23 protein-coding genes and 1 riboswitch are annotated in these 23529 nt (G+C 30.3%); of the genes, 7 read left to right on the top strand and 16 right to left on the bottom strand.

What is annotated here, in order from left to right; translation table 11 throughout:
- Positions 1-6: 6 nt before the first annotated feature.
- The 3 genes from ACIQ06_RS00620 to ACIQ06_RS00610 all read left to right on the top strand — a co-directional run bounded on the left by ACIQ06_RS00620 (position 7) and on the right by ACIQ06_RS00610 (position 2003).
- Positions 7-657, top strand: a complete 651-nt coding sequence (locus ACIQ06_RS00620) for a queuosine precursor transporter (RefSeq protein WP_396142944.1) — start codon at positions 7-9, stop codon at positions 655-657.
- Entirely contained in the window at positions 647-1207 is a 561-nt protein-coding gene (locus ACIQ06_RS00615; protein WP_396142941.1) for a DNA-3-methyladenine glycosylase I, read from the top strand. The genes ACIQ06_RS00620 and ACIQ06_RS00615 overlap by 11 nt, the downstream gene beginning before the upstream one ends.
- Before the next feature lie 64 nt (positions 1208-1271).
- On the top strand, positions 1272-2003 hold the full coding sequence (locus tag ACIQ06_RS00610; protein ID WP_396142939.1) for a YoaK family protein: 732 nt from the start codon (positions 1272-1274) through the stop codon (positions 2001-2003).
- Here ACIQ06_RS00610 and aat read toward each other — a convergent pair.
- The 3 genes from aat to ACIQ06_RS00595 all read right to left on the bottom strand — a co-directional run bounded on the left by aat (position 2000) and on the right by ACIQ06_RS00595 (position 4064).
- Positions 2000-2635: a leucyl/phenylalanyl-tRNA--protein transferase gene (aat, locus tag ACIQ06_RS00605; RefSeq protein WP_396142937.1), complete on the bottom strand. Its 636-nt coding sequence runs from the start codon at positions 2633-2635 to the stop codon at positions 2000-2002. The genes ACIQ06_RS00610 and aat overlap by 4 nt on opposite strands.
- A 161-nt stretch (positions 2636-2796) precedes the next feature.
- A complete protein-coding gene (locus ACIQ06_RS00600) occupies positions 2797-3177 on the bottom strand; it encodes a DUF3127 domain-containing protein (protein WP_344815580.1) in 381 nt (126 codons plus the stop codon).
- Between the two features lie 11 nt (positions 3178-3188).
- Complete coding sequence (locus tag ACIQ06_RS00595) at positions 3189-4064, bottom strand: flavin reductase family protein (protein ID WP_396142935.1); 876 nt, start codon at positions 4062-4064, stop codon at positions 3189-3191.
- Positions 4065-4166: 102 nt separating this feature from the next.
- Between ACIQ06_RS00595 and ACIQ06_RS00590 the strand changes: the two genes are divergently transcribed.
- On the top strand, positions 4167-5312 hold the full coding sequence (locus ACIQ06_RS00590) for a sensor histidine kinase (protein WP_396143150.1): 1146 nt from the start codon (positions 4167-4169) through the stop codon (positions 5310-5312).
- Here the strand turns inward: ACIQ06_RS00590 and ACIQ06_RS00585 are convergent, their stop codons facing one another.
- The 3 genes from ACIQ06_RS00585 to greA form a co-directional block, all read right to left on the bottom strand.
- Positions 5313-6464, bottom strand: a complete 1152-nt coding sequence (locus ACIQ06_RS00585; RefSeq protein ID WP_396142932.1) for a transglutaminase domain-containing protein — start codon at positions 6462-6464, stop codon at positions 5313-5315.
- A gap of 69 nt (positions 6465-6533) precedes the next feature.
- Positions 6534-6923 (bottom strand): HIT family protein, encoded by a 390-nt coding sequence (locus ACIQ06_RS00580; protein WP_396142930.1) that lies wholly within the window; start codon positions 6921-6923, stop codon positions 6534-6536.
- Positions 6924-6925: 2 nt separating this feature from the next.
- Positions 6926-7402, bottom strand: coding sequence for a transcription elongation factor GreA (gene greA, locus ACIQ06_RS00575; protein WP_345095066.1), 477 nt, complete (start codon positions 7400-7402; stop codon positions 6926-6928).
- A gap of 239 nt (positions 7403-7641) precedes the next feature.
- Here greA and ACIQ06_RS00570 point away from each other — a divergent pair, with 239 nt between their 5' ends.
- The gene (locus tag ACIQ06_RS00570; protein WP_396142926.1) at positions 7642-8061 is read left to right on the top strand and encodes a Rieske (2Fe-2S) protein; all 420 of its coding nucleotides are present in this window, start codon (positions 7642-7644) and stop codon (positions 8059-8061) included.
- 83 nt (positions 8062-8144) lie between these two features.
- Here ACIQ06_RS00570 and ACIQ06_RS00565 read toward each other — a convergent pair whose 3' ends face one another.
- The 3 genes from ACIQ06_RS00565 to ACIQ06_RS00555 are packed head-to-tail and all read right to left on the bottom strand — an operon-like array spanning position 8145 to position 11894.
- Complete coding sequence (locus tag ACIQ06_RS00565; protein WP_396142924.1) at positions 8145-10811, bottom strand: carboxypeptidase-like regulatory domain-containing protein; 2667 nt, start codon at positions 10809-10811, stop codon at positions 8145-8147.
- A 58-nt stretch (positions 10812-10869) separates the two neighbouring features.
- Positions 10870-11571 carry a GLPGLI family protein gene (locus tag ACIQ06_RS00560; RefSeq protein WP_396142922.1) on the bottom strand — a complete coding sequence of 234 codons (702 nt, stop codon included), beginning with the start codon at positions 11569-11571 and terminating at the stop codon, positions 10870-10872.
- 56 nt (positions 11572-11627) lie between these two features.
- Positions 11628-11894, bottom strand: coding sequence for a hypothetical protein (locus ACIQ06_RS00555; protein WP_396142920.1), 267 nt, complete (start codon positions 11892-11894; stop codon positions 11628-11630).
- Positions 11895-11993: 99 nt separating this feature from the next.
- On the opposite strand from ACIQ06_RS00555, the gene ACIQ06_RS00550 reads away from it, so the two are divergent.
- Entirely contained in the window at positions 11994-12338 is a 345-nt protein-coding gene (locus ACIQ06_RS00550; RefSeq protein WP_396142917.1) for a helix-turn-helix domain-containing protein, read from the top strand.
- 341 nt (positions 12339-12679) lie between these two features.
- Here the strand turns inward: ACIQ06_RS00550 and ACIQ06_RS00545 are convergent, their stop codons facing one another.
- From ACIQ06_RS00545 to ACIQ06_RS00520, 6 genes are all read right to left on the bottom strand, one after another.
- A complete protein-coding gene (locus tag ACIQ06_RS00545) occupies positions 12680-14878 on the bottom strand; it encodes a TonB-dependent receptor (RefSeq protein WP_396142913.1) in 2199 nt (732 codons plus the stop codon).
- Positions 14879-14966: 88 nt separating this feature from the next.
- Positions 14967-15063: riboswitch (TPP riboswitch) on the bottom strand.
- Positions 15064-15127: 64 nt separating this feature from the next.
- Positions 15128-15529: an alternative ribosome rescue aminoacyl-tRNA hydrolase ArfB gene (gene arfB / locus ACIQ06_RS00540; RefSeq protein WP_344815585.1), complete on the bottom strand. Its 402-nt coding sequence runs from the start codon at positions 15527-15529 to the stop codon at positions 15128-15130.
- A complete protein-coding gene (locus tag ACIQ06_RS00535; RefSeq protein WP_396142911.1) occupies positions 15516-17642 on the bottom strand; it encodes a DUF4301 family protein in 2127 nt (708 codons plus the stop codon). Before ACIQ06_RS00535 ends, arfB begins: the two co-directional genes overlap by 14 nt.
- On the bottom strand, positions 17606-18223 hold the full coding sequence (gene pnuC, locus ACIQ06_RS00530; protein ID WP_396142909.1) for a nicotinamide riboside transporter PnuC: 618 nt from the start codon (positions 18221-18223) through the stop codon (positions 17606-17608). Before pnuC ends, ACIQ06_RS00535 begins: the two co-directional genes overlap by 37 nt.
- A gap of 25 nt (positions 18224-18248) precedes the next feature.
- The gene (locus ACIQ06_RS00525) at positions 18249-18965 is read right to left on the bottom strand and encodes a geranylgeranylglyceryl/heptaprenylglyceryl phosphate synthase (protein ID WP_396142907.1); all 717 of its coding nucleotides are present in this window, start codon (positions 18963-18965) and stop codon (positions 18249-18251) included.
- Positions 18962-19612, bottom strand: coding sequence for a 4'-phosphopantetheinyl transferase family protein (locus tag ACIQ06_RS00520; protein ID WP_396142905.1), 651 nt, complete (start codon positions 19610-19612; stop codon positions 18962-18964). Before ACIQ06_RS00520 ends, ACIQ06_RS00525 begins: the two co-directional genes overlap by 4 nt.
- A gap of 128 nt (positions 19613-19740) precedes the next feature.
- Here ACIQ06_RS00520 and ahcY point away from each other — a divergent pair, with 128 nt between their 5' ends.
- Positions 19741-21057: an adenosylhomocysteinase gene (gene ahcY / locus ACIQ06_RS00515; protein WP_396142903.1), complete on the top strand. Its 1317-nt coding sequence runs from the start codon at positions 19741-19743 to the stop codon at positions 21055-21057.
- Positions 21058-21128: 71 nt separating this feature from the next.
- Here ahcY and ACIQ06_RS00510 read toward each other — a convergent pair whose 3' ends face one another.
- Positions 21129-23507, bottom strand: coding sequence for a carboxypeptidase-like regulatory domain-containing protein (locus ACIQ06_RS00510; protein WP_396142901.1), 2379 nt, complete (start codon positions 23505-23507; stop codon positions 21129-21131).
- Positions 23508-23529: the final 22 nt, after the last annotated feature.

Below are 23529 nucleotides of genomic sequence, written 5' to 3'. Positions count from 1 at the left end.
AGAACCATGTTTCAAAGAAGAAAAGATATTGTTTATGTAATTCTAGCTGGTATTTTTATCACTAATGCTATTGTTGCTGAACTAACTGGCGGAAAATTGATTGATGTTTTTGGAGTTCCGATGAGCATTGGAATTTTGCCTTGGCCCATTGTTTTTATCACAACCGATTTAATCAACGAATACTTTGGCGAAAAAGGCGTTAAGAAACTTTCGCTTATTACAGCTGGATTGATTGCTTATACCTTTATAATTTTGTTTTTTGCAATTAAAATTCCTTCGACTGGAATTAGTTCGGTTACAACTGAACAATTTACGGCCGTTTTTGGACAAAGTCAATTGATAATTATTGGAAGTATAGCTGCATTTTTAGTTTCACAATTAATTGATGTTACCATTTTTCATTTAGTAAAAAACAGAACTGGCAATAAAATGATTTGGTTGAGAAGTACTGGTTCTACTGTAATTTCACAACTGTTTGATAGTTTTATTGTACTCGGAATTGCATTTTATTTGCCTGGAATTATGGATGGAAAAACCTATATTATTTCAGGATTCACTGGATATTCTGTTAAATTAGTGATTGCAATTTTGATGACGCCAATGATCTATTTAGGACATTTTTTGATAGAACAATATTTAGCCAAAGATGGAAAATAAAGTACGTTGCGCTTGGTGCGAAAAAGACGATTTATATAGAGATTATCATGATAACGAATGGGGAAAACCTGTTTATGATGACGAAAAATTATTTGAATTTTTAATTTTAGAAACTTTTCAGGCAGGATTGAGTTGGTATACCATTTTGAAGAAAAGAGAAAACTTCAGAGCAGCGTTTGATAATTTTGATTACAAAAAGGTTGCAAATTATGGTGAAGAAAAAGTGCAAGAATTACTTCAAAATGCTGGAATAATTAGAAATCAATTGAAAATAAGAGGAACAATTTCAAACGCCATTGCCTTTATGGAAGTGCAAAAAGAATTTGGAAGTTTCTCTAAATACATTTGGAATTTCACTGAAGGAAAACCCATTGAAAACAACAGAAAATCCTTAAAAGAAGTTACAGCAACTACGCCACTTTCCGATGAAATTAGTAAAGACTTAAAGAAACGCGGATTCAAATTTGTAGGTTCAACCGTTGTGTATGCTCACATGCAAGCCACAGGAATGGTAAATGACCACGTGATGGATTGTTGGACGCAGAAGTAGATTTACTAAACTATTTTCGTTATTTGATGATTAAAATCACTACCTTTAGTTAAAACAATAAAACATGTTTCGCCACAAAGGAAGTAGAAGAACGTTTTTACACAATTTACGACTTGCTTCCAATCTTTCATTTATTGCAGGAATTGTAAATATTGCAGGTGTACTTTCTGTAGCGACTTTAACAACAAATGTCACAGGCCATTTTGCATACTTTGCTGAGGAAATTTCTTTGAAAAACTATTCAAAAGCTATTACTTTCCTCCTATTCATTTTGTCATTTTTGTTTGGTGCTTTTACTTGCAATACATTAATCGAAATCACTTCATTAAAAAAACCTAGAATTGCTCATGCTTTTCCAATGATAATCGAAGTTACTATTTTGCTAATCATTGGGTTTGGATTTGTAAAACATCAAGAATACATTGCTTATTTATTGCTTTTTTCGATGGGAATTCAAAATGCGTTAGTTACTCAAATTTCGCAGTCTGTAGTAAGAACAACACATCTTACAGGATTATTTACTGATTTGGGCATTGAATTATCACAACTTTTTTTCTACAGAAAACCAGTTGAAAAATCGCGATTACGCAGAAGTATTTTTCTAAGACTTTCTATTATTACTTTCTTTTTTCTTGGTTGTGTTCTTGGAGGAATTTTCTATGAAAAATACGAACTGAAAATCCTTCTTTTCGCAGCGCTTTCATTAATAATTGCGCTTCTATTCGACAATATTATTATCTACTATCATCTTACAAAAAGAAAAATAAAATCAAGTTTTCATGAAGAAGAGAACTAACTCTTCAAAATCATCATGAAAGCATTTCTCGAAATTTCAAAAGCTCCTAATTTTTCTAAATGGTCGTTATGAACTTGGCAATCCAAAAGTTTGTAGTTGTTTTGTTTTAAGTATTCAATCAATTTCACAAAAGCTACTTTACTTGCATTTGGTACTTTAGAAAACATACTTTCTCCGCAAAATACATGACCTAAATCAACTCCATACAATCCACCAACGAGTTCGCCATTTTGCCAAACTTCAAATGATTTTGCTTTTCCTAATTGATATAATTCGGTATACGATTTAATAATATCATTAGAAATCCAAGTTCCATCTTGATCTTTTCTTTCAATTTCTTGACAATTTTTGATAACCGATTCGAAATCTTTATTGATAGTCACTTCAAAAATATTCCGATTAATAATATTTCGAAGACTTTTAGAGACTTTATAATCCTTTGGATTCACAACCATTCGTTCGCTTGGTGACCACCAAAGAATGGGTTCGTCAGCATCAAACCAAGGAAAAATTCCATTATTGTAGGCAAGAAGCAATCGTTCTACAGACAAATCACCTCCAACAGCAAGAATTCCTTCATACGAAGCTTCTTCAACTGGTGGAAAATAAAGTTCTTTGGTTAGGAAATACATAAGAGAAAATTCCAAATAATAAATGACAAATTCCAAACAAAATTCAAATTTCAAAATCAAAAATTCTAAACACAAGTAGGTTTTGAAAATTGAATTTTTATAAATTGGAACTTATTTGGAATTTGGATATTGAAACTTGTTATTTACTTTTTAATTTTCAATTAAAAAGGTAAATCGTCGTGTTCTTCTTCTTTAAAATCAGTTGCTGGAGCAAATGCTTCTGCTGCTGGCATTGGAGGCATTTGTTGAGCTGCTGCTGGAGCTTCTGTTTGAAGTTTTTCAACTCTCCAACCTCTTATTGAATTAAAATATTTAGTTTCTCCTTGAGGATTCACCCATTCTCTTCCACCTAAATTGATAGAAACTTTTACCGCATCACCAACGGCAACATTATTCAATAAATCACTTTTATCTTGAGTAAATTCAATCATAATGTGTTGTGGATACTGCTCATCTGTAGTTACCACTAATTCTCTTTTTCTGAAAGTAGCACTAACTTGAATTTCTGCGCTTACTACTTTTACTTTTCCTGAAACTTCCATAATATTATTGTTTATTGTTTTGCTAAAAGCACTTTCCAAGCGGTAAGCACCTCGTTTTTATCTAAATATTCTTTGGCTAATTGGTGTTTTTTAACCTCATCATCAGCACTCAAAACACCTTTCACTTCAAAATTTTGTTTTACAAATATAGTAATTTCTTCATTGGTTGGCAATGCTTCTACATTTCCTAATTTTCCTAAATCATTCCCATTAAAAATAGGGCTTTCTCTCACAAATTCTGGAATTGCATCTACTCCTATTCCTAAAGTTGTCAATGGTTTTTCTACTTCAAAAAGTCCTTGATTGGCTCTTGAATACCAATTACCACCAAGTCTTGAAACCAAGTCAATTTTCATTGGATCTATATTTCCTTCTAAATCTAAAACCGATTCATTGATGTGCATTTTAACCACTTCACAAATAATCATATTTCCGGCTCCACCTTCAGTACCTAATGGGATAATTTGATTGACTTTACATTCAAATTGCACCGGACTTTCGGCAACGCGATAAGGTTTTACTATTTCTGATGGAATGGGAGTCAGACCCGATTTTGCAAACTCATTTACACCATCTGGATATTCTGTACTTGATAAAGACATTTGTTGCACAATATCAAAATTCACAACATTGATTACTACTTGACGTGTTTCTTCACAATTAATTAAAGTGTGTTTCGTTGTATTATTTCTGACTCTTCGCGCTGGAGAAAAAACCAAAATTGGTGGATTAGAACTAAAAATATTGAAAAAACTAAACGGTGATAAATTCGGCTTTCCGTTTTTGTCAATTGTACTTGCAAATGCAATTGGTCTTGGCGCAATAGCACTTTGCAAATAACCTTGCAATTTCATTGGAGAAAGTTCTTTTGGATCAATTGTTAGCATAAAATTTGGAATTTTTACAAAGATAAGAATTCAATGACAATGGCAATTTGAAAAATCAATTTCAATTTGAAAAAAATCATTACTTTTAAACAAATTTTAAATATGCAATTCTCCGATAGAAGAAACACAACACGTTGGATAATCATCATCACTTCATTTGTGATTGTTTCTCTTATTTTGTGGAATACGTATTCGTTTTTCCAAATTTTTAAGCAAGAAGAGCGTGTCAAAATGCAACATTGGGCTTTATCACAAAAAAAAATAAATACAGATGATTTAGATGCCGATTTGGAATTGCCTTTGCAAATTATACAAACTGCAAATATTCCTATCATAGTTACCGAAAAGGATTCTATTATAAATAAGATAAATATTGATGATGATATTGTAAATGACAAAACCAAATTAAGAAACTTTTTACAGCGACTAAAAAACCAGAATGACCCTATTGTGATGAAAATTTCTGAAGGTCGAACGCATAATTTATATTATGGTGATTCCTCTTTATTGAATAAACTAAAATATTACCCAATCGCTTTATTATTCATTATTTTCTTGTTTGGAGCAGTTGTTTACAATTTTTATAAAAGCACTAAAATGGCCACCCAAAATAAGCTTTGGGCAGGAATGGCGAAGGAAACTGCACATCAAATTGGAACGCCTTTATCTTCTTTAATTGGTTGGCTTGAAATAATGAAAGCTGATAATGTTGACGAAACCACTGTTTCTGAGATTGAAAAAGACATCAACAGATTACAGACAATAACTGAACGATTTTCTAAAATTGGTTCAGAACCAGTATTGGAAACAAAAGATATCGTTGAAGAAACTAGAAATTCGTTTGATTATTTAAAATCGCGTTTTTCGAAACAAGTTGAGTTTACCTTTTCTGCTCCAAAAAATCCGATATTGGTTTCTATCAATCCGGCTTTACATAGTTGGACCATTGAAAATTTGATGAAAAATGCTATTGATGCTATGAAAGGCAGAGGCAAATTGAAAATCATGATTGAAAAAGAAGGTCAAAACATAAAAATCAATGTAATCGATTCTGGAAAAGGTATTCCAAAAAATCAATACAGACGTGTTTTTGAACCAGGATTTACTACTAAAAAACGTGGTTGGGGATTGGGTTTATCACTAACAAAAAGAATTGTTGAGGAATATCATAATGGAAAAATAAAAGTAGCCCATTCAGAGATTGACAAAGGAACTACAATGCAAATTCTTTATAAGAAAGCTAAATAATTATCTAGTTTTTGTAAACATCAATTTTCTTTGTACTTTGTTTTTACTCAAATAATCTTTAACAAACTGAGCGTGTTCTGTTGCTATTTTGATGTTTTGAGCCATTTGTGATTTAAGCGTTTTCAAGTTGGATGCATTATCTTTTCCAACAGAACCTACACCATAAATAGCATCTTGACATTTTTTTAATGCATTCAGTGGAGTATTTATCATTTCACTAATGATTTCGTCTGAATATTGTGGTTTGAATTTATTATTTCTATAAAAAACAAAATCATTTAAAGAAGCCACTGCACTATTATAGTCTAATACAATTTGTGCTACTTTTTCAATGTTCTTATTTTGACGAATCACATTAAATTCCTCTTTTTTTGAAGCCAAATATTCAGCAATTAGATTATTAATGACAGCATTTTTTTCGATGCGTTCAGCTGCTTCAAATGCTTGTTCTTCCTTTGGATGTGTTTCATATTTTTCAATTTCTGAATCGAAATTAAAATTCATTTTAGGTTTATCTTTTTGTATAATTCCACTAAAAAACTCATGGTTTGTAATCGGCTCATTAGAAAATTGCCATAAATAGTCAAATGGCATATGCGTTTGAATCATTTTAGCAGCTGATGCTTTAAAAAAATTATTATTTAGTTTTTTATAAAACTTCAAATTATTGACGTAACCTGCACCCCAAGTTGGATCAAAAAGAAACCATTTACCTTCAATTTTAGAAGCATTCCATGCATGACCAATTGGAGAAACAACACCATTTTGCTTCGTATAACCTACCACAATAACAGTCTTAATACCTAGTTTATTTGCTATTTCATTGTAAACCTCAGCATAATGAATACAAACGCCTTTCTTGTTTTTTAATGCACTTGCAATCTTTTCTGAAGAGGAATAAACAAAATTTGGTTCATTCATGTTTTCAATATCATAACTAATATTGTTTGCAGTCCAATAAAATGCGGCTCTAATTTTATCCGATTCTGATTTAAAATTGAGAGTAATATAATCGGCTATATCTGAAGTGGATGTTGTTTTTTCTGCTGGAATTTTATTCATAACTGCATCAATTGTAGCATATTCATTTTTTACTTGAGCAACTACAAATGAGAAAAAAAATAACGATATAAGTTGATAAATAAGTTTCATAGTATAAAAATAAAAAACCCGTTAAGCTATAAACGTAACAGGTTTGTATTTAAGAAACGATAAATTGTTTTATAAATTGTTTTGAATCGCTTTCGCCAAATCTTCAAACTCTTCTTTAGTTAGTGTAACCTTGTTTTGAAAACGCATTTCATCCATTTCGTTTAAAGGAATTAAATGAACATGCGCATGAGGAACTTCCAAACCAATAACAGCCATACCAATTCTTTTGCAAGAAACTGTTTTTTCAAGAGCAACGGCAACTTTTTTTGAAAAAGCCATTAATCCTAAATACAAATCATCTTCAATATCAAAGATTTTATTGATTTCTTGTTTTGGAATACATAAAGTGTGTCCTTTAGCATTGGGATTTACATCTAAAAAAGCTAAAAAATTATCGTCTTCTGCAATTTTATAACAAGGAATTTCTCCGTTTACTATTTTGGTGAAAATACTACTCATAATTAATCACGTGAAATTTCTACAATTTCAAATTTTATAGTCCCATTAGGCACAGTGATTTCTGCTATTTCTCCAACAGATTTACCAAGTAATCCTTTTCCTATTGGAGAAGTTACAGAGATTTTTCCTGTTTTTAAATCGGCTTCACTTTCAGCTACCAAAGTATAATTCAATTCCATTCCGTTGGCTTGATTTTTAATTTTCACCTTAGAAAGAACCAGCACTTTAGATAAGTCTAAATTACTTTCGTCAATTAACCTTGCATTAGAATATACTTCTTCCAATTTTGAAATACGCATTTCTAACATTCCTTGAGCTTCTTTGGCTGCGTCATATTCTGCATTTTCAGACAAATCACCTTTATCTCTTGCCTCTGCTATGTCTGCTGATGCTTTTGGTCGCATCACACTTTTTAAATGATCTAATTCCTCTTTTAATTTTTTTAATCCTTCAGCTGTATAATACGATACTGTACTCATAATTTTATTCTTTATTAAGCTTCACTTTTTAACTTAAATGAAGTTATTTTTCTGTTAATTTTATATCGAAAGTTACTATTTCATCGTTATCATAAAATAGAAAAAATCCCATCGGAACGGGATTTCTTTTTTCAAAGATATATTTTTTGTTTATTAAATTCCTATTTTTGTCTAGTAATGTTATACAAAGTTAACTAATTTAATTTTTTTTGAACTAATCTTTTTGTAAAATTTTTAAAATGAAAAAAACAACTCTATTAATTCTTTTCGCTACTTTCATTTTTGGATGCAGTAAAGACCGGTTTAATAACGATAATCCTTATCTTCCAAATTACAATTTCTCTATAGATTTGAATACTAATTTACCAACTTATGCTAGTTTGAAATTCACAGGAAATGCTGTAAAAGCCTATCCTTCAGGTCCTTCAAGAGGAATAATTGTATTCAATACAGGAAGCGGATTTAATGCTTTTGATGGTGCATGTCCAAATCAGGATTTAACATCTTGTTCAACTTTAAATATTAGTGGATCCAATGCTAATTGTTCATGTGGTAGTGAAAATTATAATTTATTTACTGGACAATCCTCTGGACAATCCTATGATTTAAAAAAATATCGTGTTGAAGTTAATGGTGATGTTGTTAGAGTCTTCAATTAATAATAATATAACTAAGTAGGAAAATCAACATATTTTGTTTACATTACAATTAGAGCAGAATGTTTTTGTATTTTTTAAATTTTCTACAATTTATAACTCACAGAAAACATAAAAACTCTAGGTAAAACAAATGTTCTTCTTTCGGTAATCATAAAATCTGAAAAAGAATAATCATTTTTTACTTTGTTGTCAAATAGATTATTGACAAATAATTCAAAACCAAACGGACTATTTTTCTTTTGATAGCGCAAAGAAGTATTGGCGATGTCATAAAAGTTAGTCTGATTAAAATTATCTGTATTTTTTAAATTTTCGTAATCAATTCTAAAAGTAAAATATTTTTTGAAAGTAAATTCAAATTCTGATGTAAGTTCATCAGATTGATAATTGCTTTTTGTAATTCCATTAAATTGGCTGAATCCTTTGTTGTAACCAATACTAATGTCTGGCCATTTTTTGTAGGCAGTTTTGAAAGTTAATCCTATATTTTGATTATTTCTATCATTTGTAGTTGTAACATTATTTACCGATTGCAAATAATTAAACCAACTTAAATTAGAGTTTAATTTTAAATTAAAACGATAAATCTTTTTACTCACCGAACCCATAAATCGCAAATTGGTTTCAGGATTATCGGTTAAAATAGGTGTCGAAAATTGATTTATCCCACTAAGTTGTATTTCGTTTCGTGTAGTTTTTACTTTTTTATTGAAGCTGGCTGATGCATTCAAAACTATACCACGATACATATTCATTTTAGAATATCTCAAGTTGGCTGCGTGATATTGTTCGTTTTCTAAAAGTGCATTTCCTTTAAATACTGAATTATAACTTTGCAAAGTAAACTGATTTCCCAATTGACTTACTTCTGGAAATGTATTAGAAAGTTTGTAATTAAAACTTAAACTTTCTGATTTATTAAATTCAAATTCACTATTAAATTGTGGTTGTAATAAGGTTTTAGTAATGGTAAAATCCGATTGGTTTTGTTTGGTATTCAAGTTATACCAATGCAAGTAAAATCCGGGTTTGTTAGTCCATTTTCCTATTTTAAATTTATATTCTAAACCAATGTAAGCATCATTTAACTGATATTTTACATTATTTCCAAAACCGCTATTTCCAAAATCATTAATTGTTCCGTTTGTAAGCAATTGCTTTTCGGATGTTTCAAAATTTGAATTTATATAGTTGTTTCCAACATTAGTGTATAAATGATTAAAGTTGTTTATTATCCAATAATGTTTGAATAACGCATCAACGTTATTGCTTTTTACTCTTTTAATTTGGTCTATAGTATAACTTGAATCATTTTGCAGAGGAATTAATCCTGTTAAAAAAGTTTCATTTGTTAACCAACGATTTTCAGGTGTGTTTTTTTCATAAGATTGATTTATTACAAATGTAGTTGTGTTATGTTCGTTATAACTTTTATGCCATTCCATAAATTGTTTTACAGAAACATTATCTGCTTTAGAAATAGTTTCAAAAGTATTTGAATTTACATTTGTAACTGAATTGATGATGTTGTCAATATCGTTTGCACTTGATTGGAATTGTGAATTGTAATATATTTTTTCTTTATTGTTAGGCGAATAATCTAATTTAATATTACCTATTCCAAGTAAGCTTCTTGATTTGTTATCTTGAAATTTATTCTCAAAGGATACTAAACTATTTTGAAGATAGTCGTTTTCACTTTCTATTTTGGACTGCATAAACACTTTAGAAAAAATTCCAAAACCAGAAATAGCTAATTTAGGTGAAGTATCAAAACTAAAATTTAATGCTCCAAATTGTGATTTATTTTGAACTACATCGGTATTATCATTAGTATAAGAAAACAAATTGGTTAATGATTTTCTGTCCGATAAAAAACTACTTACGCCACCTTGAAAGCGCATTAAATCATCAAATGTAAATGTGCTTTTACCAATATTATTAATATCACCAATAAAGCTTAAATTAGTTTTTGGTGCATAGTAGAATAAACCAGCATGAGCTAGATGGAAACCATTATCGTTTGCTATTTCAGCTCCAGCCTCTATATCTCCAAAAACAAATTTCTTTTTGTTTTCTTTTAGTTTTACATTCATTGCTAAGTCTTCACTGTCTGAAACTTGTTTCATAAAACCAACTTCGTTGAAATGATCGATTACTTCAATTTTATCTAAAGCATCAGCAGGAATGTTTTCTACGGCAAGCTTAGAGCCTCCACCAAAAAATGATTTTCCTTCTACCATCATTTTGGTAACTTTTTTACCTTGTACAGTTACATTACCTTTTTTATCTACTTCAACACCAGGTAATTTTTCAAGAACTTCTTTCATTTTTCGCTCATTGCCATTGGCAAAAGCTTTAATGTCATAAGTTAGGGTATCTTTTTTAATAACAATGGGTTTGTATTCATGCTTGATTACGATTTCTTTTAGTATTTCACCAGTAGATTTTAGTTTAAAATCGTGGGTAGTTATGGTTGAGTTGGGTTCTAGAATTAATACTTCTTCTGTATAACCAATGTAGGAAACTGCGATTTCATATTTTACATTGGCTTCGAGTTCTAATCGATAACGACCTTTATTATCAGCAATGGCAAATTTTAAAGTAGCTTTTTCAGTTAAAGGTTTGGCAATAATGTTTGCGGATTCGAGAGGTTTTTCTTTTTCATCAAAAACCACACCTGAAATGGTGTGGGTTTGTGAATATGAAATAATTGAATTAAATAATATTAAAAAAAAAGTGAATCTCATTAATTAGACTTTTTAAAGATAAAACTTCATAATATAAATTTAAAAATAGTCTTTAAATTTATTTTTGCTTCACCTTTTTTTCATAATCCTCCTCATTTAAAACTTCACCTTTAGGAAAATTAAGATTTGTTACCTCTGATGATAATTCAATTTTTTGACAAATGAAAATGGTTTCCAACTCTTGGAGTTCTAGTATTAATCCAGGCAATCCATTATAACCTTTAGGTCCAAAATTGAATGGTAAGCTTGGAGCAAACCAAGCAGTAATGGGGATTGACTTTTCAATGCCATTTCTTGCAATATATGTTTTAGTATAAACTGCTTTATAACATAAATAATTTTCAATCATTTTGCTTTCATTACTGATTTCCCATTTTTTATCAGTTTTGGAATCATTTATTAATGTGCCGTCATTTTTTTGAATAATTCCTATTTTAGAGTTTGAGTCAAAAAAATAATTAAAGTCAGATGTAAATCTTAAAGATGCAAGATTATTATAGAAATTGTCTGTATCAGAATTATCTGTTGTTAATGATTCACTCATTTTAAAAATAGAAAAATCTTTTTTAAAAGATAAAATAAATATTTGCTTTTGAGCATATAATTTGATGTTTTCAACAATTTCGTCTGATTCTTTATCAATACTTTTTAATGGTTTAAATTGGATTGGGTTTATTCCATAAGTTATTTTTCCAGATTCAAATTGAGAGTAACAAATTACTGTTTGCAGAAATAAGATAAATAATATAATTTTTTTCATATAATTTTAATTAAAATATGGGAAATTGACTTTATTAAATTTCCCATATTTTTTTACTATTGTCTTTTCATACAAGTTTCATAAAAAGCCTGGTACATTCCGAAGGCTCCCATATCAGTTAAATTATTATCTGGATCCATCAAACATGTCATATTAGCAGCCCACAAAGCGCAATTCTTTGGTAATGCCTCAATCTGTTGTTGAGTAACTTCCTTTTTAACTTCACTGTTGTCTTTAACTACTTCCTCATCAGCAATTGTATTAGCCATTGAAGCACTACTAAAAGCTACCAATGCGATAGCTGTAAACATTAATTTTTTCATTTGTTAAATATTTAGTTGTTAATAATAAATCAAATATATAAAAATAGTAGTGACATCATTATTAAAAAATTAATATCTTTATAAAAATTTTAATAAAACATGAGTATAGGTACAAGAATAAGAAAGAAAAGAACAGAAAAAGGATTTTCTCAAGAATTTTTGGCAGAAAAATTAAAAATATCACAAGGCACATTATCAAATATTGAAAGTAATAAATCAAAACCTGACATTGATTTATTAAAATCTATTTCAAATTTATTAGAGGTTGATATTTATGATTTAATTGAGGAAACTAAATTAAAACAAGTTAACAAAGACAATTCAGTTGGATATCTTGCAGAAAATCAAAACTTTCAAATCTCTGAAAAACTAATTGAACAATACGAGGAAAGAATAAAAGAACTAAAAGATGTTATCGCAGAATTAAAAAGCAATAAACAATAATAACACTCTAAATAGCAAAACAAAAAAAGGTCGCTCAAAAGATTTTCGAGCGACCTTTTAATTTTACATTTAATAGCAAAACTGTATTAAAATACGTTCTATGATACTTATTATAGGATAGGCAACGTATTAAAAGTAGCTTTTAATGTATTATAATAGGTTAGATAATGTATTAAAAGTAGCTTTTAATGTATTATAATAGGTTAGATAACGTATTAAAAGTAGCTTTTAACGTATTATAATAGGTTAGGTAACGTATTAAAAGTAGCTTTTAACATATTATAATAGGTTAGGTAACATATTAAAAGTAGCATTTAACGTATTTTAATACGGTTTAAACATTAAAAGGTTAATGTTGCACCAACTAAAAAGTTTCTTGTTGCTTGCGGAAAATATCCTGCACCTTCAATTGTTGTAATAGTTCCTGAATTTGAAAAATCATCATCATAAGTATAAAAATAGCCATTCGACTCATATTTATTATCCAAAACATTATTAATCAATCCTGAGAAAAGAATTGATTTAATTCCTTTATTAATGTTCCACAAATAAGTAACATTCAAATCGTGAGCATTGTAAGCTTTTAGTACTGATTTTTCTGTATCAATATTTCCCATATATTGTTTTCCAACGAATTTATTTAGGATTGTTAGATTTAAGTTCTTTTTTGGTGAATAGGTTATTGCATTACCAATAACAAGATTTGGTGAAAAAGCGATATTAGTATTACCTAAGTTTTGAAGAACTCCATCACGTTGAAAAAAGAAATCTTCGTTCTTGTTTTGACTTAAAGTAACGTTTGGTTGAAGTGTAAACTTACTTCCCAATTTCAAAGTAGATTCTAACTCTAATCCTAATCTATAACTTGAACCACTATTGGTAAAAATTGGCGAACCAACATCATTCAAAGCTCCTGTTAAGACCAATTGGTTTTTATATCGCATGTAAAAAGCATTTGCATTGACAATCATTTTCTTGGTTGTATATTTCCAACCTAATTCAAAATCAAACAAGCGTTCAGATTTCGTACTTCCGTTTTCATAATCGTCTCTTCTTGGTTCTTTGTTTGCGATTCCTGCAAAAGTGTAAAAAGCATTTTTGCTGTTCAGTTGATAATTTACACCAACCTTCGGATTAAAGAATCTGAACGTATCATTTACATCATCAAATCGCACACTATTGGCTTTGTAAAAAACCATTCGATATTGCAAATCTGCGAATAAGTTAAATTTTCCAAAAGTTTGTGATGCTTTTACGTAAGTATTTACATCATCTTTGTTTCCAATATTATTGTAGTATCTATTTGAATTTGGAACATAATATTGTGTCCAAATGACTTCACCAAAATGCTTTCCTAAATATCTATTAGCAGCACCTCCAAATAAAATATTTGTTTTATTTTTTTTGTAATTTAAAGTAAAAGTCGTTCCGAAAAAATCATTATCCAACCATCGCTTTCTTATTAAATCTGAAGTTGAATTTCCTTGAAAATCGGGCAAATAATAATCAGACAACGTTTCGTCTTCTTTATATTGTTCAAAATATCCTTTACCAATTGTATAGTGAAGAGCAACATTAGAAGACCAATTTTCTGACCAATTTTCTGACCAATGCAATTGAAAGTGATTTTGCCAATAATTATCGGTTTCGTTATCGTGAAAACGCATGGTACCATCTGCGTCAAAATACATTCCAGCTGGATTGAACGTTCTATCGTTTTTTAATTTGTCCAAATCCTCTATTCCATACCATGCTTGATATGTTTTTTCTTTTCCACCAAAAAACAAGGCTTTAATTTGAGTTGATTTATGAATATAATTGGCATTAAAAAAATAACCAAACATATTGGTCGCAGCTCTATCAACATATCCATCAGAAGCGATTTGAGAAATTCTTCCGTTAAATTCAAAATTATTGTGTAAACCTGTTCCGAAAGCTAATGTGTGTTTTCTTGTGTTGAAACTTCCAACAGAATTAGCAATTTCTGCATAAGATTTTTCTTGAAAAGATTTGGTTTGCATGTTCAAACTTGCGCCAAATGCACCAGCACCATTCGTTGAAGTACCAACACCTCGTTGTAATTGAAGACTTTCTACAGATGAAGCAAAATCAGGTAAGTTTACAAAAAATGTTCCTTGACTTTCACTGTCGTTAAATGGAACTCCGTTTAAAGTGACATTGATTCTAGAACCATCTGTTCCTCTTACTCTCATGTAAGTATACCCAATTCCGTTTCCTGCATCGGTTGTAGAAACTACAGAAGGTAAATAATTAAGTAAAATTGGAATGTCTTGTCCAAGATTTCTAGGAGCAATTTCTTCTTTGCTTACATTGGTAAAAGTAACTGGATTGTTTTTTTGAGCTCGAACACCAGCAATTAAAACTTCATCAAGTGTTGTAACTTTTGTTGTGTCCTTGGGTTTCTCTTGTGCAATAGAGAAAATAGATAATAGACAAAAGAAAATAGATAATAGACTTCGTAATTTAAATCTTTGTGCCTTCGAGTCTTTGTGGCAAGTTTTTTCAAATAAAATTTCCATTCGTAAAATAAATTATACGAATAAAAAGAGGTAATTATTCTTGGTTAAAAAATAAAAATGTTTGTTTCCTGTGACAAAGTTCAGCGTGCACTCTGTTTTGTCACTTTTCCCTAAACAGCATTACCTGTTCTAGGTTCATTGGGTATAATCTCAGCTCGTAATTTAGAGCACCCCTTTTGAGACGATGCAAAATTAATTAAAATTCCAATACAAAAATTCCAAATTCCAAAATTTGTTTAAATTGGATTTCTACAAATCGGGTTTCTTACGATTTTGTTTTATTTCGGAAGTTGATGATTTGTCTTTTAATCTTTTTTCGATAACTGATTTTGGGATTTTGGTAGCTTTTCTTTCTTTTGGAATTACTAATGATTTTTCTATCAACTCGAGAAATCTTTTTATAACGATTTCTTTATTTTTAAGTTGACTTCTGTCTTCATCACAATTTAAAATTAAAATTCCATCAAGAGTTAATTTAGATTTTAATTTCTTTTGAGACCTTTCTTTTTCTTCATCGGAAAGTGATTGAGAATTGTTTAAATCAAATGTTAAAACTACTTTGGACGAAACTTTATTTACGTTTTGTCCACCAGCTCCAGAGCTTCTAACGGCTTTGAAAGAAAGTTCTGAAATGATTTTATCCTTGTCCATTTGTTGATTGATGAGAAGGTTTTAATAAATCATTTACTGTTTTGACTGGATTGAAAGTAATTAGCGGAACTTCAACAAAAATAGTAAGCCATTTTGCCATTGCTCCATTCCAAAGTCCTGGTAGTTCGAATGCTCTTAATGATTTTCCTTTGTTGTTTTTTTCAACAATAAAGCCTGAATTTTTATCTATGAACTTCATTAAATCAAACTTTTGTCCGTTGTAATCTTTTATTCCACAAACAAGGTCAACTGGATTAAAATGTGTGGCGCTTTCGAAGATTTCTTTTTGCCTTGTATCTTTTGAGTCAATTTGAGAAGATTCTATTATTTGTAAAAATGTTTTTCCTTTTTTATCGATTACCCAAAACGGTCCACCACCAGGTTCGCCTTCATTTTTAACCATTCCGCAAACACGAATTGGACGGTTTAAAATTGTTTTTAAATGATCTACTTTACTTTCTTTGGTGTATTTTGAAAAATCATCTTTTATATCAATATTCAATTTTGATTTTATATAATTTACAATTTCATTCAAATCTTCGTTAGAAACATTTTCACTATTAAGCATTTTCATATACTTAAAAATAACTTCTTGATATTGAATTAAAATTCCAGCCAAAGCTTTTTTGTAAAGTGCAATTTCTTGAATATGATTTTGAATAACATTATCAATATTCTTGATGAAAATCACATCTGCAATTAGATGGTTCAAATTTTCAATCAATGCACCATGTCCGCCTGGTCTGAAAACGATATTATCTTTTTCATCTCTAAAGGGATTTCCGTCCAAATCAACCGCGATAACATCTGTAGCTTTATTTTGGTAAGAATATTTTACATTAATTTCAGTATTGGTTTGCTTTTCAATTCTAGGTTTTACTTCGTTGATAATGGTTTCAAAATCATTTTGATGTTCCTCTGAAACTGTAAAATGAAGATTTGATAGTCCATTTGAAGTAGCATAAAAAGCACATTCATTTAAATGTTCTTCTATCGCAGTAGCAGTATGATTATCGTATTTATGAAAGGGTAAAACACCTTTTGGTTTGTTGGCAAAGTCAAAATATTTAGGCGAAAGCATCGTTTTTATAAAACCAAAATCTCTTGTGTCTTTTTCCCAAGTTGCATATTCTGGTAAAGAGGATTTTGCTGCCTCTAAAACTTCATTGTAGAAAGGAAACTTTTCTTTTGCTACTAAAAAGATAGGTAAATTTTTATCCTTTTTTCTATTAATATAAGCGTTTATACTTTCTTCACCAAGTTTAAAATCATTCAAAAATTCGTTTAAAAACTTGAACATTCTACTTGCTGCTCCAGAAGCTGGTACAAATTTTTTCAGCTTAAGATTAGTCTTTTTCTCATCAAAAAAGTTTGAAAAATACTTAGCTTCGTCATCTGTTATTCTCAAAATTCCGTCATTAATTATGGCCGGTCGTTCTAAATTTATCTTTGGAATACCGCTTTTCAATATTTGAAATTGGTCTTCAATGACATCTAAATTAGTATTTCTATTGTAGATTTTTATATAGTCAAATGAGTTTAAACCTATTTTTTTTGCTTTTTGAAAATCTGAAATGATCTTAGTTGCTTTTTTAAGACGTTCTTCTTTACTTCCAGAAAGTTTAATGAACGGTTTTTTATATTCAACTAATGCTTGCTCGAATATTGCCATTGATTCTTCTCTATCATTTGGCTTATCTCTTAAATCATCTTTTTCCCACGGAACATCAACGTCTGTTAGAAAAATCAAATCATATTTGTGCTTCTTGGCTGCTTTTGCAATTATTGTATCACAAGAATTGTAGTTAATATCAGAAAATACTTTGGTAACCAAAACATTAGTATCACAAAAAAGAATTTTATTAGCATTCTTCAACGCTTCATTCTCAAGTTGCGTTTGTCCTATTGCAATTGGAATTAAATCTTCTTTAATACAAATTTCTTGTTTCAAATTCCATTTGTCTTGAAGATAATCGCGTGCAAACTCTGGAATCCAATTGGTATTGAATTCTTCAGCTAGTTGCGATGCTAATGTGGTTTTCCCTGTTGATTCAGGTCCTACAAAAGCAATTTTGATTATTTCTGTATGTTCTTGTTTAAGATGTTCTTCCATTGAATGTAGGCTAAAATAGCTAATATTGTAAAAACTAAATACTGTAATGATAACATTCCTAAGCCTCTGTGGGCAAATAAAGGAACTGCTATTAAATCACCGATAATCCACAAGGTCCAATTTTCTATTTTCTTTAAGGCCATGTACCACATAGCGGTAAAAAATATTCCAGATGTAAAAATATCAATATAATTAGGAATTTCAAGTTTATAATCGAAAAAAAGATATACTAAATAAGTAATTATCATTGTTAAAATGAATAATCCTACACCTATTAATTTCTCTTTTGTTGAAGTTCTAGTGATTTCTAATTCGGGTTCATCGGCACTTGAAGTCCACTTATACCAACCATAAATACTCATTAATGAATAGTAAAAATTCATAGTCATATCGCCAAAATATTTTGCTTGATACAACAAATAAACCGTTATAATTGTCGAAATTAATCCTGTTGGATACACCCAAATATTTTCTTTTTTGGCAAAATAAACGCTCAATATTCCGAAGACAAATGCTAGTGACTCCAATATAATTTGAAGTGTTGTAGCGTTTTTATATTGTGATATCAGAAAATCTAACATTGATTAACGATTTTTGAATTTTGATTTAAGAATTAAAAAAATTAGTGTCATTTTCAAATGCGGTTCCGATTACAACTAAATCTGCACCTGCATTGTAAGCATTTTCGATTTCTTGTTTGGAACGAATGCCGCCACCAACGATTAACGGAACGTTTATATTTTGTGAAACCAATGTAATCATTTCTTTTGGAACAGATAATTTTGCTCCACTTCCAGCTTCGAGGTAAATTAATTTATTTCCGATGAATTCGCCTGCTTGTGCGGTTTGCAATGCGTATTCGTGGTTGGTTCTATCTAAAGGCTTGGTTTGACTTACTCTTTCAACAGCGGTTTCATTACCACTTTCTATTAAAATATATCCTGTTGAAATGACTTCTAAACTAGTTTTTTTAATAATTGGAACAGCATTTACTTGGTGTTCAATTAGATAATCTGGGTTTCTACCTGATAATAAAGTTAGGAATAAAATTCCGTCGGCTTTATCAGAAATTTGTGATGGATTTCCTGGAAACAATAGAAATGGTAAGTTGATTTTTGATTTTAATTCAATAATTAATTCATCTAAATGGGTTCCATCGAATGAACTTCCTCCAACAAAAATATGTGTTGCTGGTGATTGGTTTATTTTTTGAATCAAATCTGAAAGGTTTCCCACTGCCAACTTATCTGGATCAAGAAGAATAGCTAAGAGTTTTTCACCTTTGGTTTTTGAATTTAGAATATTTTGGTAGCTATTTGTCATTGTTTACTTTCAAAGGCGCAAACAAAGATATAATCTTCTACCGAATCAAATTGGATTTGGAACTTTTCTTCTTTGTTATTAAATTTTAATGTTGCGGTTGCTTTTTTGTCTTCAAAATTGAAATCGTCTTCAAATATATGGTTTGGAAAACTAATTCCTTTTTCGTTTTTGATTTTGAAAATGCTTTCTTTAATTCCCCAAACGATTGTTGCTTTCTTAATTTTTTCTTCTTCGGATAGATTATCCAAATGCGAAACATCCATAAATCTTTTTGCAATTCGGAGTGTTTTTTCTTTCAGTTGTTCTAAATCTAATCCGACTTTTGAATCACTAATTGCGATAGCAGAAAAATCATTGGAATGGGAAATCGAAATTTCAACATCTTTAATACTACAACCTTGTGGTTTCAAATGTGGTTTTCCAAATTCATCATAAAATAAGTCGAAATCCGAATAATCATTATGTTGTAATAACATTCTCACAGCTAAAAATCCTTTTTGATGACTTTCTGATTTCATAGTTTCCAATCGCGCTAAAGAGGAATCTTTCAATTTCACTTGACTGAAAAGCGTGTCAAAATCTTCTGTAATCTTCCAAAGATACAGTTTGGTATTGTTAGACAAATAGACTACTTTATGTAATGGCATTTAGTATTTTGTTGTTTTTCAAAAGATTAAACATTTAAACATTTCACAAATTTTAAAATAAATTATTAAAATCAAAACCTATGTTGTAATTTTGCACCAAATTTTAAAAATACAAATATACATAATAGATGAGTACACAAACATTACCATTTGTAGCTTACAAAGTTAAGGACATTAACCTTGCGGCTTGGGGAAGAAAAGAAATTGAATTGGCTGAAGCTGAAATGCCAGGATTAATGGCTTTGAGAGCTGAATATGGAGCAACTCAACCTTTAAAAGGTGCAAGAATTGCAGGATGTCTTCACATGACTATTCAAACTGCTGTTTTAATTGAAACTTTAATTGCTCTTGGTGCAGAAGTTACTTGGTCATCTTGTAACATTTTCTCAACTCAAGATCAAGCTGCTGCTGCGATTGCTGCTGCTGGAATTCAAGTTTATGCTTGGAAAGGTCTTGACGAAGAGTCTTTTGACTGGTGTATTGAGCAAACGTTATTCTTTGGTGAAGACAGACAACCATTAAACATGATTCTTGATGATGGTGGTGATTTAACAAATATGGTTTTTGACCGTTACCCAGAATTAATTCCTGGAATTAAAGGTTTATCAGAAGAAACTACAACTGGTGTTCACCGTTTGTATGAAAGAATGAAAAACGGAACTTTATTCATGCCAGCAATTAATGTAAATGATTCGGTTACTAAATCAAAATTTGACAACAAATATGGTTGTAAAGAATCGGCTGTTGATGCTGTAAGAAGAGCAACAGATATTATGTTAGCTGGAAAAAGAGTTGTTGTTTGTGGATATGGTGACGTTGGAAAAGGAACTGCGGCTTCTTTCCGTGGTGCTGGTTCTATTGTTACTGTAACTGAAATTGATCCAATTTGTGCTTTACAAGCTGCAATGGACGGATTTGAAGTGAAAAAATTAAACACAGTTGTAGCTAATGCTGATATTATCATCACAACTACAGGAAATAAAGACATCGTTCTTGGTTCTCACTTTGAGCAAATGAAAGACAAAACTATCGTTTGTAACATTGGTCACTTCGATAACGAAATTGATATGGCTTGGTTGAACAAAAACCACGGTGCGTCTAAAGTTGAAATCAAACCACAAGTTGATAAATATACTATCGCTGGAAAAGATATTCTTATCTTAGCTGAAGGTCGTTTAGTAAACTTAGGTTGTGCAACTGGTCACCCAAGTTTTGTAATGAGTAATTCATTTACAAACCAAACGTTAGCTCAAATTGAATTATGGACTAACAGCGCAGCCTACAAAAATGAAGTTTATATGTTACCTAAACATTTAGATGAAAAAGTTGCTGCTTTACACTTGGCTAAATTAGGTGTTGAATTAGAAACTTTACGTGACGATCAAGCTGCTTATATCGGTGTTGACGTTGCTGGACCATTCAAACCTGAGTATTACAGATACTAGTCAAAGTACGAAGTCTTAAAATATAAAACCCCGATTTCAATTGAAGTCGGGGTTTTTTTAATATAGTTTTTTTAAAACTGAAACTTATATCCAAAATCTGGAAACAAACCAATTTGGTCGATTCTATTTACTTGATTTGTTAAACGATTATAACGACTTACAAAAATATTATCATTGTCCGTAACATTCTGAATTTCGCAATAAAATATGTGAGATTGTTTTCGTTTTTTACTGTTAAATTTTATTCCAGTTCTTAAATCTAGTCTAAAATAAGCATCATATTGTTGGCTATACGCATTAGCTTCATCATTAATTTGAAAACCTGCACTTTGCGAAGCAACTAAATCTATTGGCATATAAAATCGTCCTCCAGAGGTTGTTACTTTACCATCGAAAGATAGAATGGTACGTTTCGATTTTCCTACTTTGAATTCCTTTCCTCCTAAAGCGTTGATGGTATATTTGTTATTAAAAGGTGAGTTTCTCTCTATTCCATCGCTTCCTTTATATTTACTTTCAAAAAATGAAGTGGTTAAAAGTGCGTGATATCCTTTGCTGAAAAATTTTTCAATAGTCAATTCAAATCCCATATTGTTTCCTTTTCCATTGCTAACCAATGATGTCTTGTCGGTTGAATAACCAAAATCAGCACCTTCTGTCAAAGAAGAATAACTACTTGAAAAATTTTCAACTGCTGCTTTGTCTATCGCTTGATAATAAATCTCAGCTTTGCCGCGCCATTTATCTGCTAATTTTACATCATAACCCAAAACGAAATGATTGCTTCTTACTAAGTCTAAATTTTTATTGGTTTGTACTAAATTTCCACCGATGTTTTCATTCTGAAATAAAATCGGTGCAGGAACATTTTGATGATGTAAACCGTATCCTAAATTTATAATATTATTGTTATTTATTTTATAGGTTACGGAAGTTCTTGGTTCTAAAACAAATTGATTGTTAACAGAAAATGATTGTCCGTGAAGTCCAGCGTTTAAAGTTAGTTTTTCAGAAAGTCTAATTTGAGCTTGGGCATAAGGTTGCAAAATAGTGTAATCTCCTTTTGTTTGGTAAATAGTATTGAAATCTTCAAATCCATCAGCATTGGCATCAGTTTGTTTGAATCGGTCTTGTAAATTAAAATCTATATCGAAATATTCAAATAAAACTCCTGCTCTAATAGTAAAATTTCTATTTATTTTTGAATTAAATAAAGAACTTACCGTAATTCTATTTTCGTTATTATCGCTTTCTGTATAACGAATTTTATTTTCGGTTGGAGTTCCAATATCAAACAATCGATCTTCTTCATAACTATTTAAAGAATTTGAAGTTCCAATTGTTGTTTTTAGAAATGAATTATTTCCAGTTGCTACTTTATGAGTTAAACCAACAGAATAAAAATCGGAATTTAATTTTTGATTGGCATCTTTTGCTGAAAACAAGTCTTCATCGGTGGCATCTTTTCCAAGAAACTCAATATTAGAAAATCCTGCAATTCCGAAAAGTGTAAAATTACCTAATTTGCTTTTTCCAAAATCAAGATTGAAAGAAACATCATTATAGTTAGGAATTGCTGCACCAGTTCCTGAACCGCCAAGATAACCTGCAATGCCGTAACGACCAGCAACCAAAAATGAACCTTGATTTTTTCCCATTGGTCCTTCGGCGACAAACTCAATACCTGGATAAGCACCAACGCCGGCAGTAAATTCGTAATTATCTTTATTTCCTTTTCTGAAACTCAAATCAAAAACACCGCTTATTGCATTTCCATATTCGGCAGGAAATGCAGAAGTTAAAAAATCGGAATTGGCTAACATATTTGGGTTTAAAGCCGAAACAGGACTTCCTGTTGTTCCTAAAGTTGAAAAATGATTTGGACTTGGCACAGGAATTCCTTCAATACGCCACAACATTCCAGCAGGCGAATTTCCTCGAACTACAATATCATTTCTGCTGTCATTTCCAGTAGAAACTCCAGCAAAATTAGCAACCAAACGAGCCACATCGCTTCTTCCACCAGCATATCGATTTACTTCTTCTACGCTAAATTGTCGCGTTGATACTGCAGCCATTTTATTGATTGCTTTTGCTTTATTATTGTCAGATTTTATAACAACTTCCTCCAATTGATTAAATTTTTCAGTTAAAGCAATGGTTAAATAAACATCTTTCCCTGAAGTTACATCAATATTTGGAACCGAACTGTTTTCATAACCTGCAAAACTAATGTCGATTACTTGCCTTCCGATTGGAACATTTTGCAAAGTAAAATTTCCATTTTCGTCAGTTTCAGAAGTGTTGTTTTCTGAATTAACTAATACAATAATTACACCTTGAAGTGGTTTTTCAGATAATTTATCGGTAATTTTTCCTTTAATAGTTCCGTTTTGAGAAAAAACGGTTAATCCAAATAACAAACACACTAGTAATAATCCATTTTTCATAGCAATTAAGTTTAAATTTCAA

It is taken from the genome of Flavobacterium sp., from assembly GCF_044341265.1.
Lineage (GTDB): Bacteria > Bacteroidota > Bacteroidia > Flavobacteriales > Flavobacteriaceae > Flavobacterium.
The sequence above is the reverse complement of the archived record's forward strand: the minus strand, read 5'-3'. Positions and strand labels throughout refer to the sequence as shown.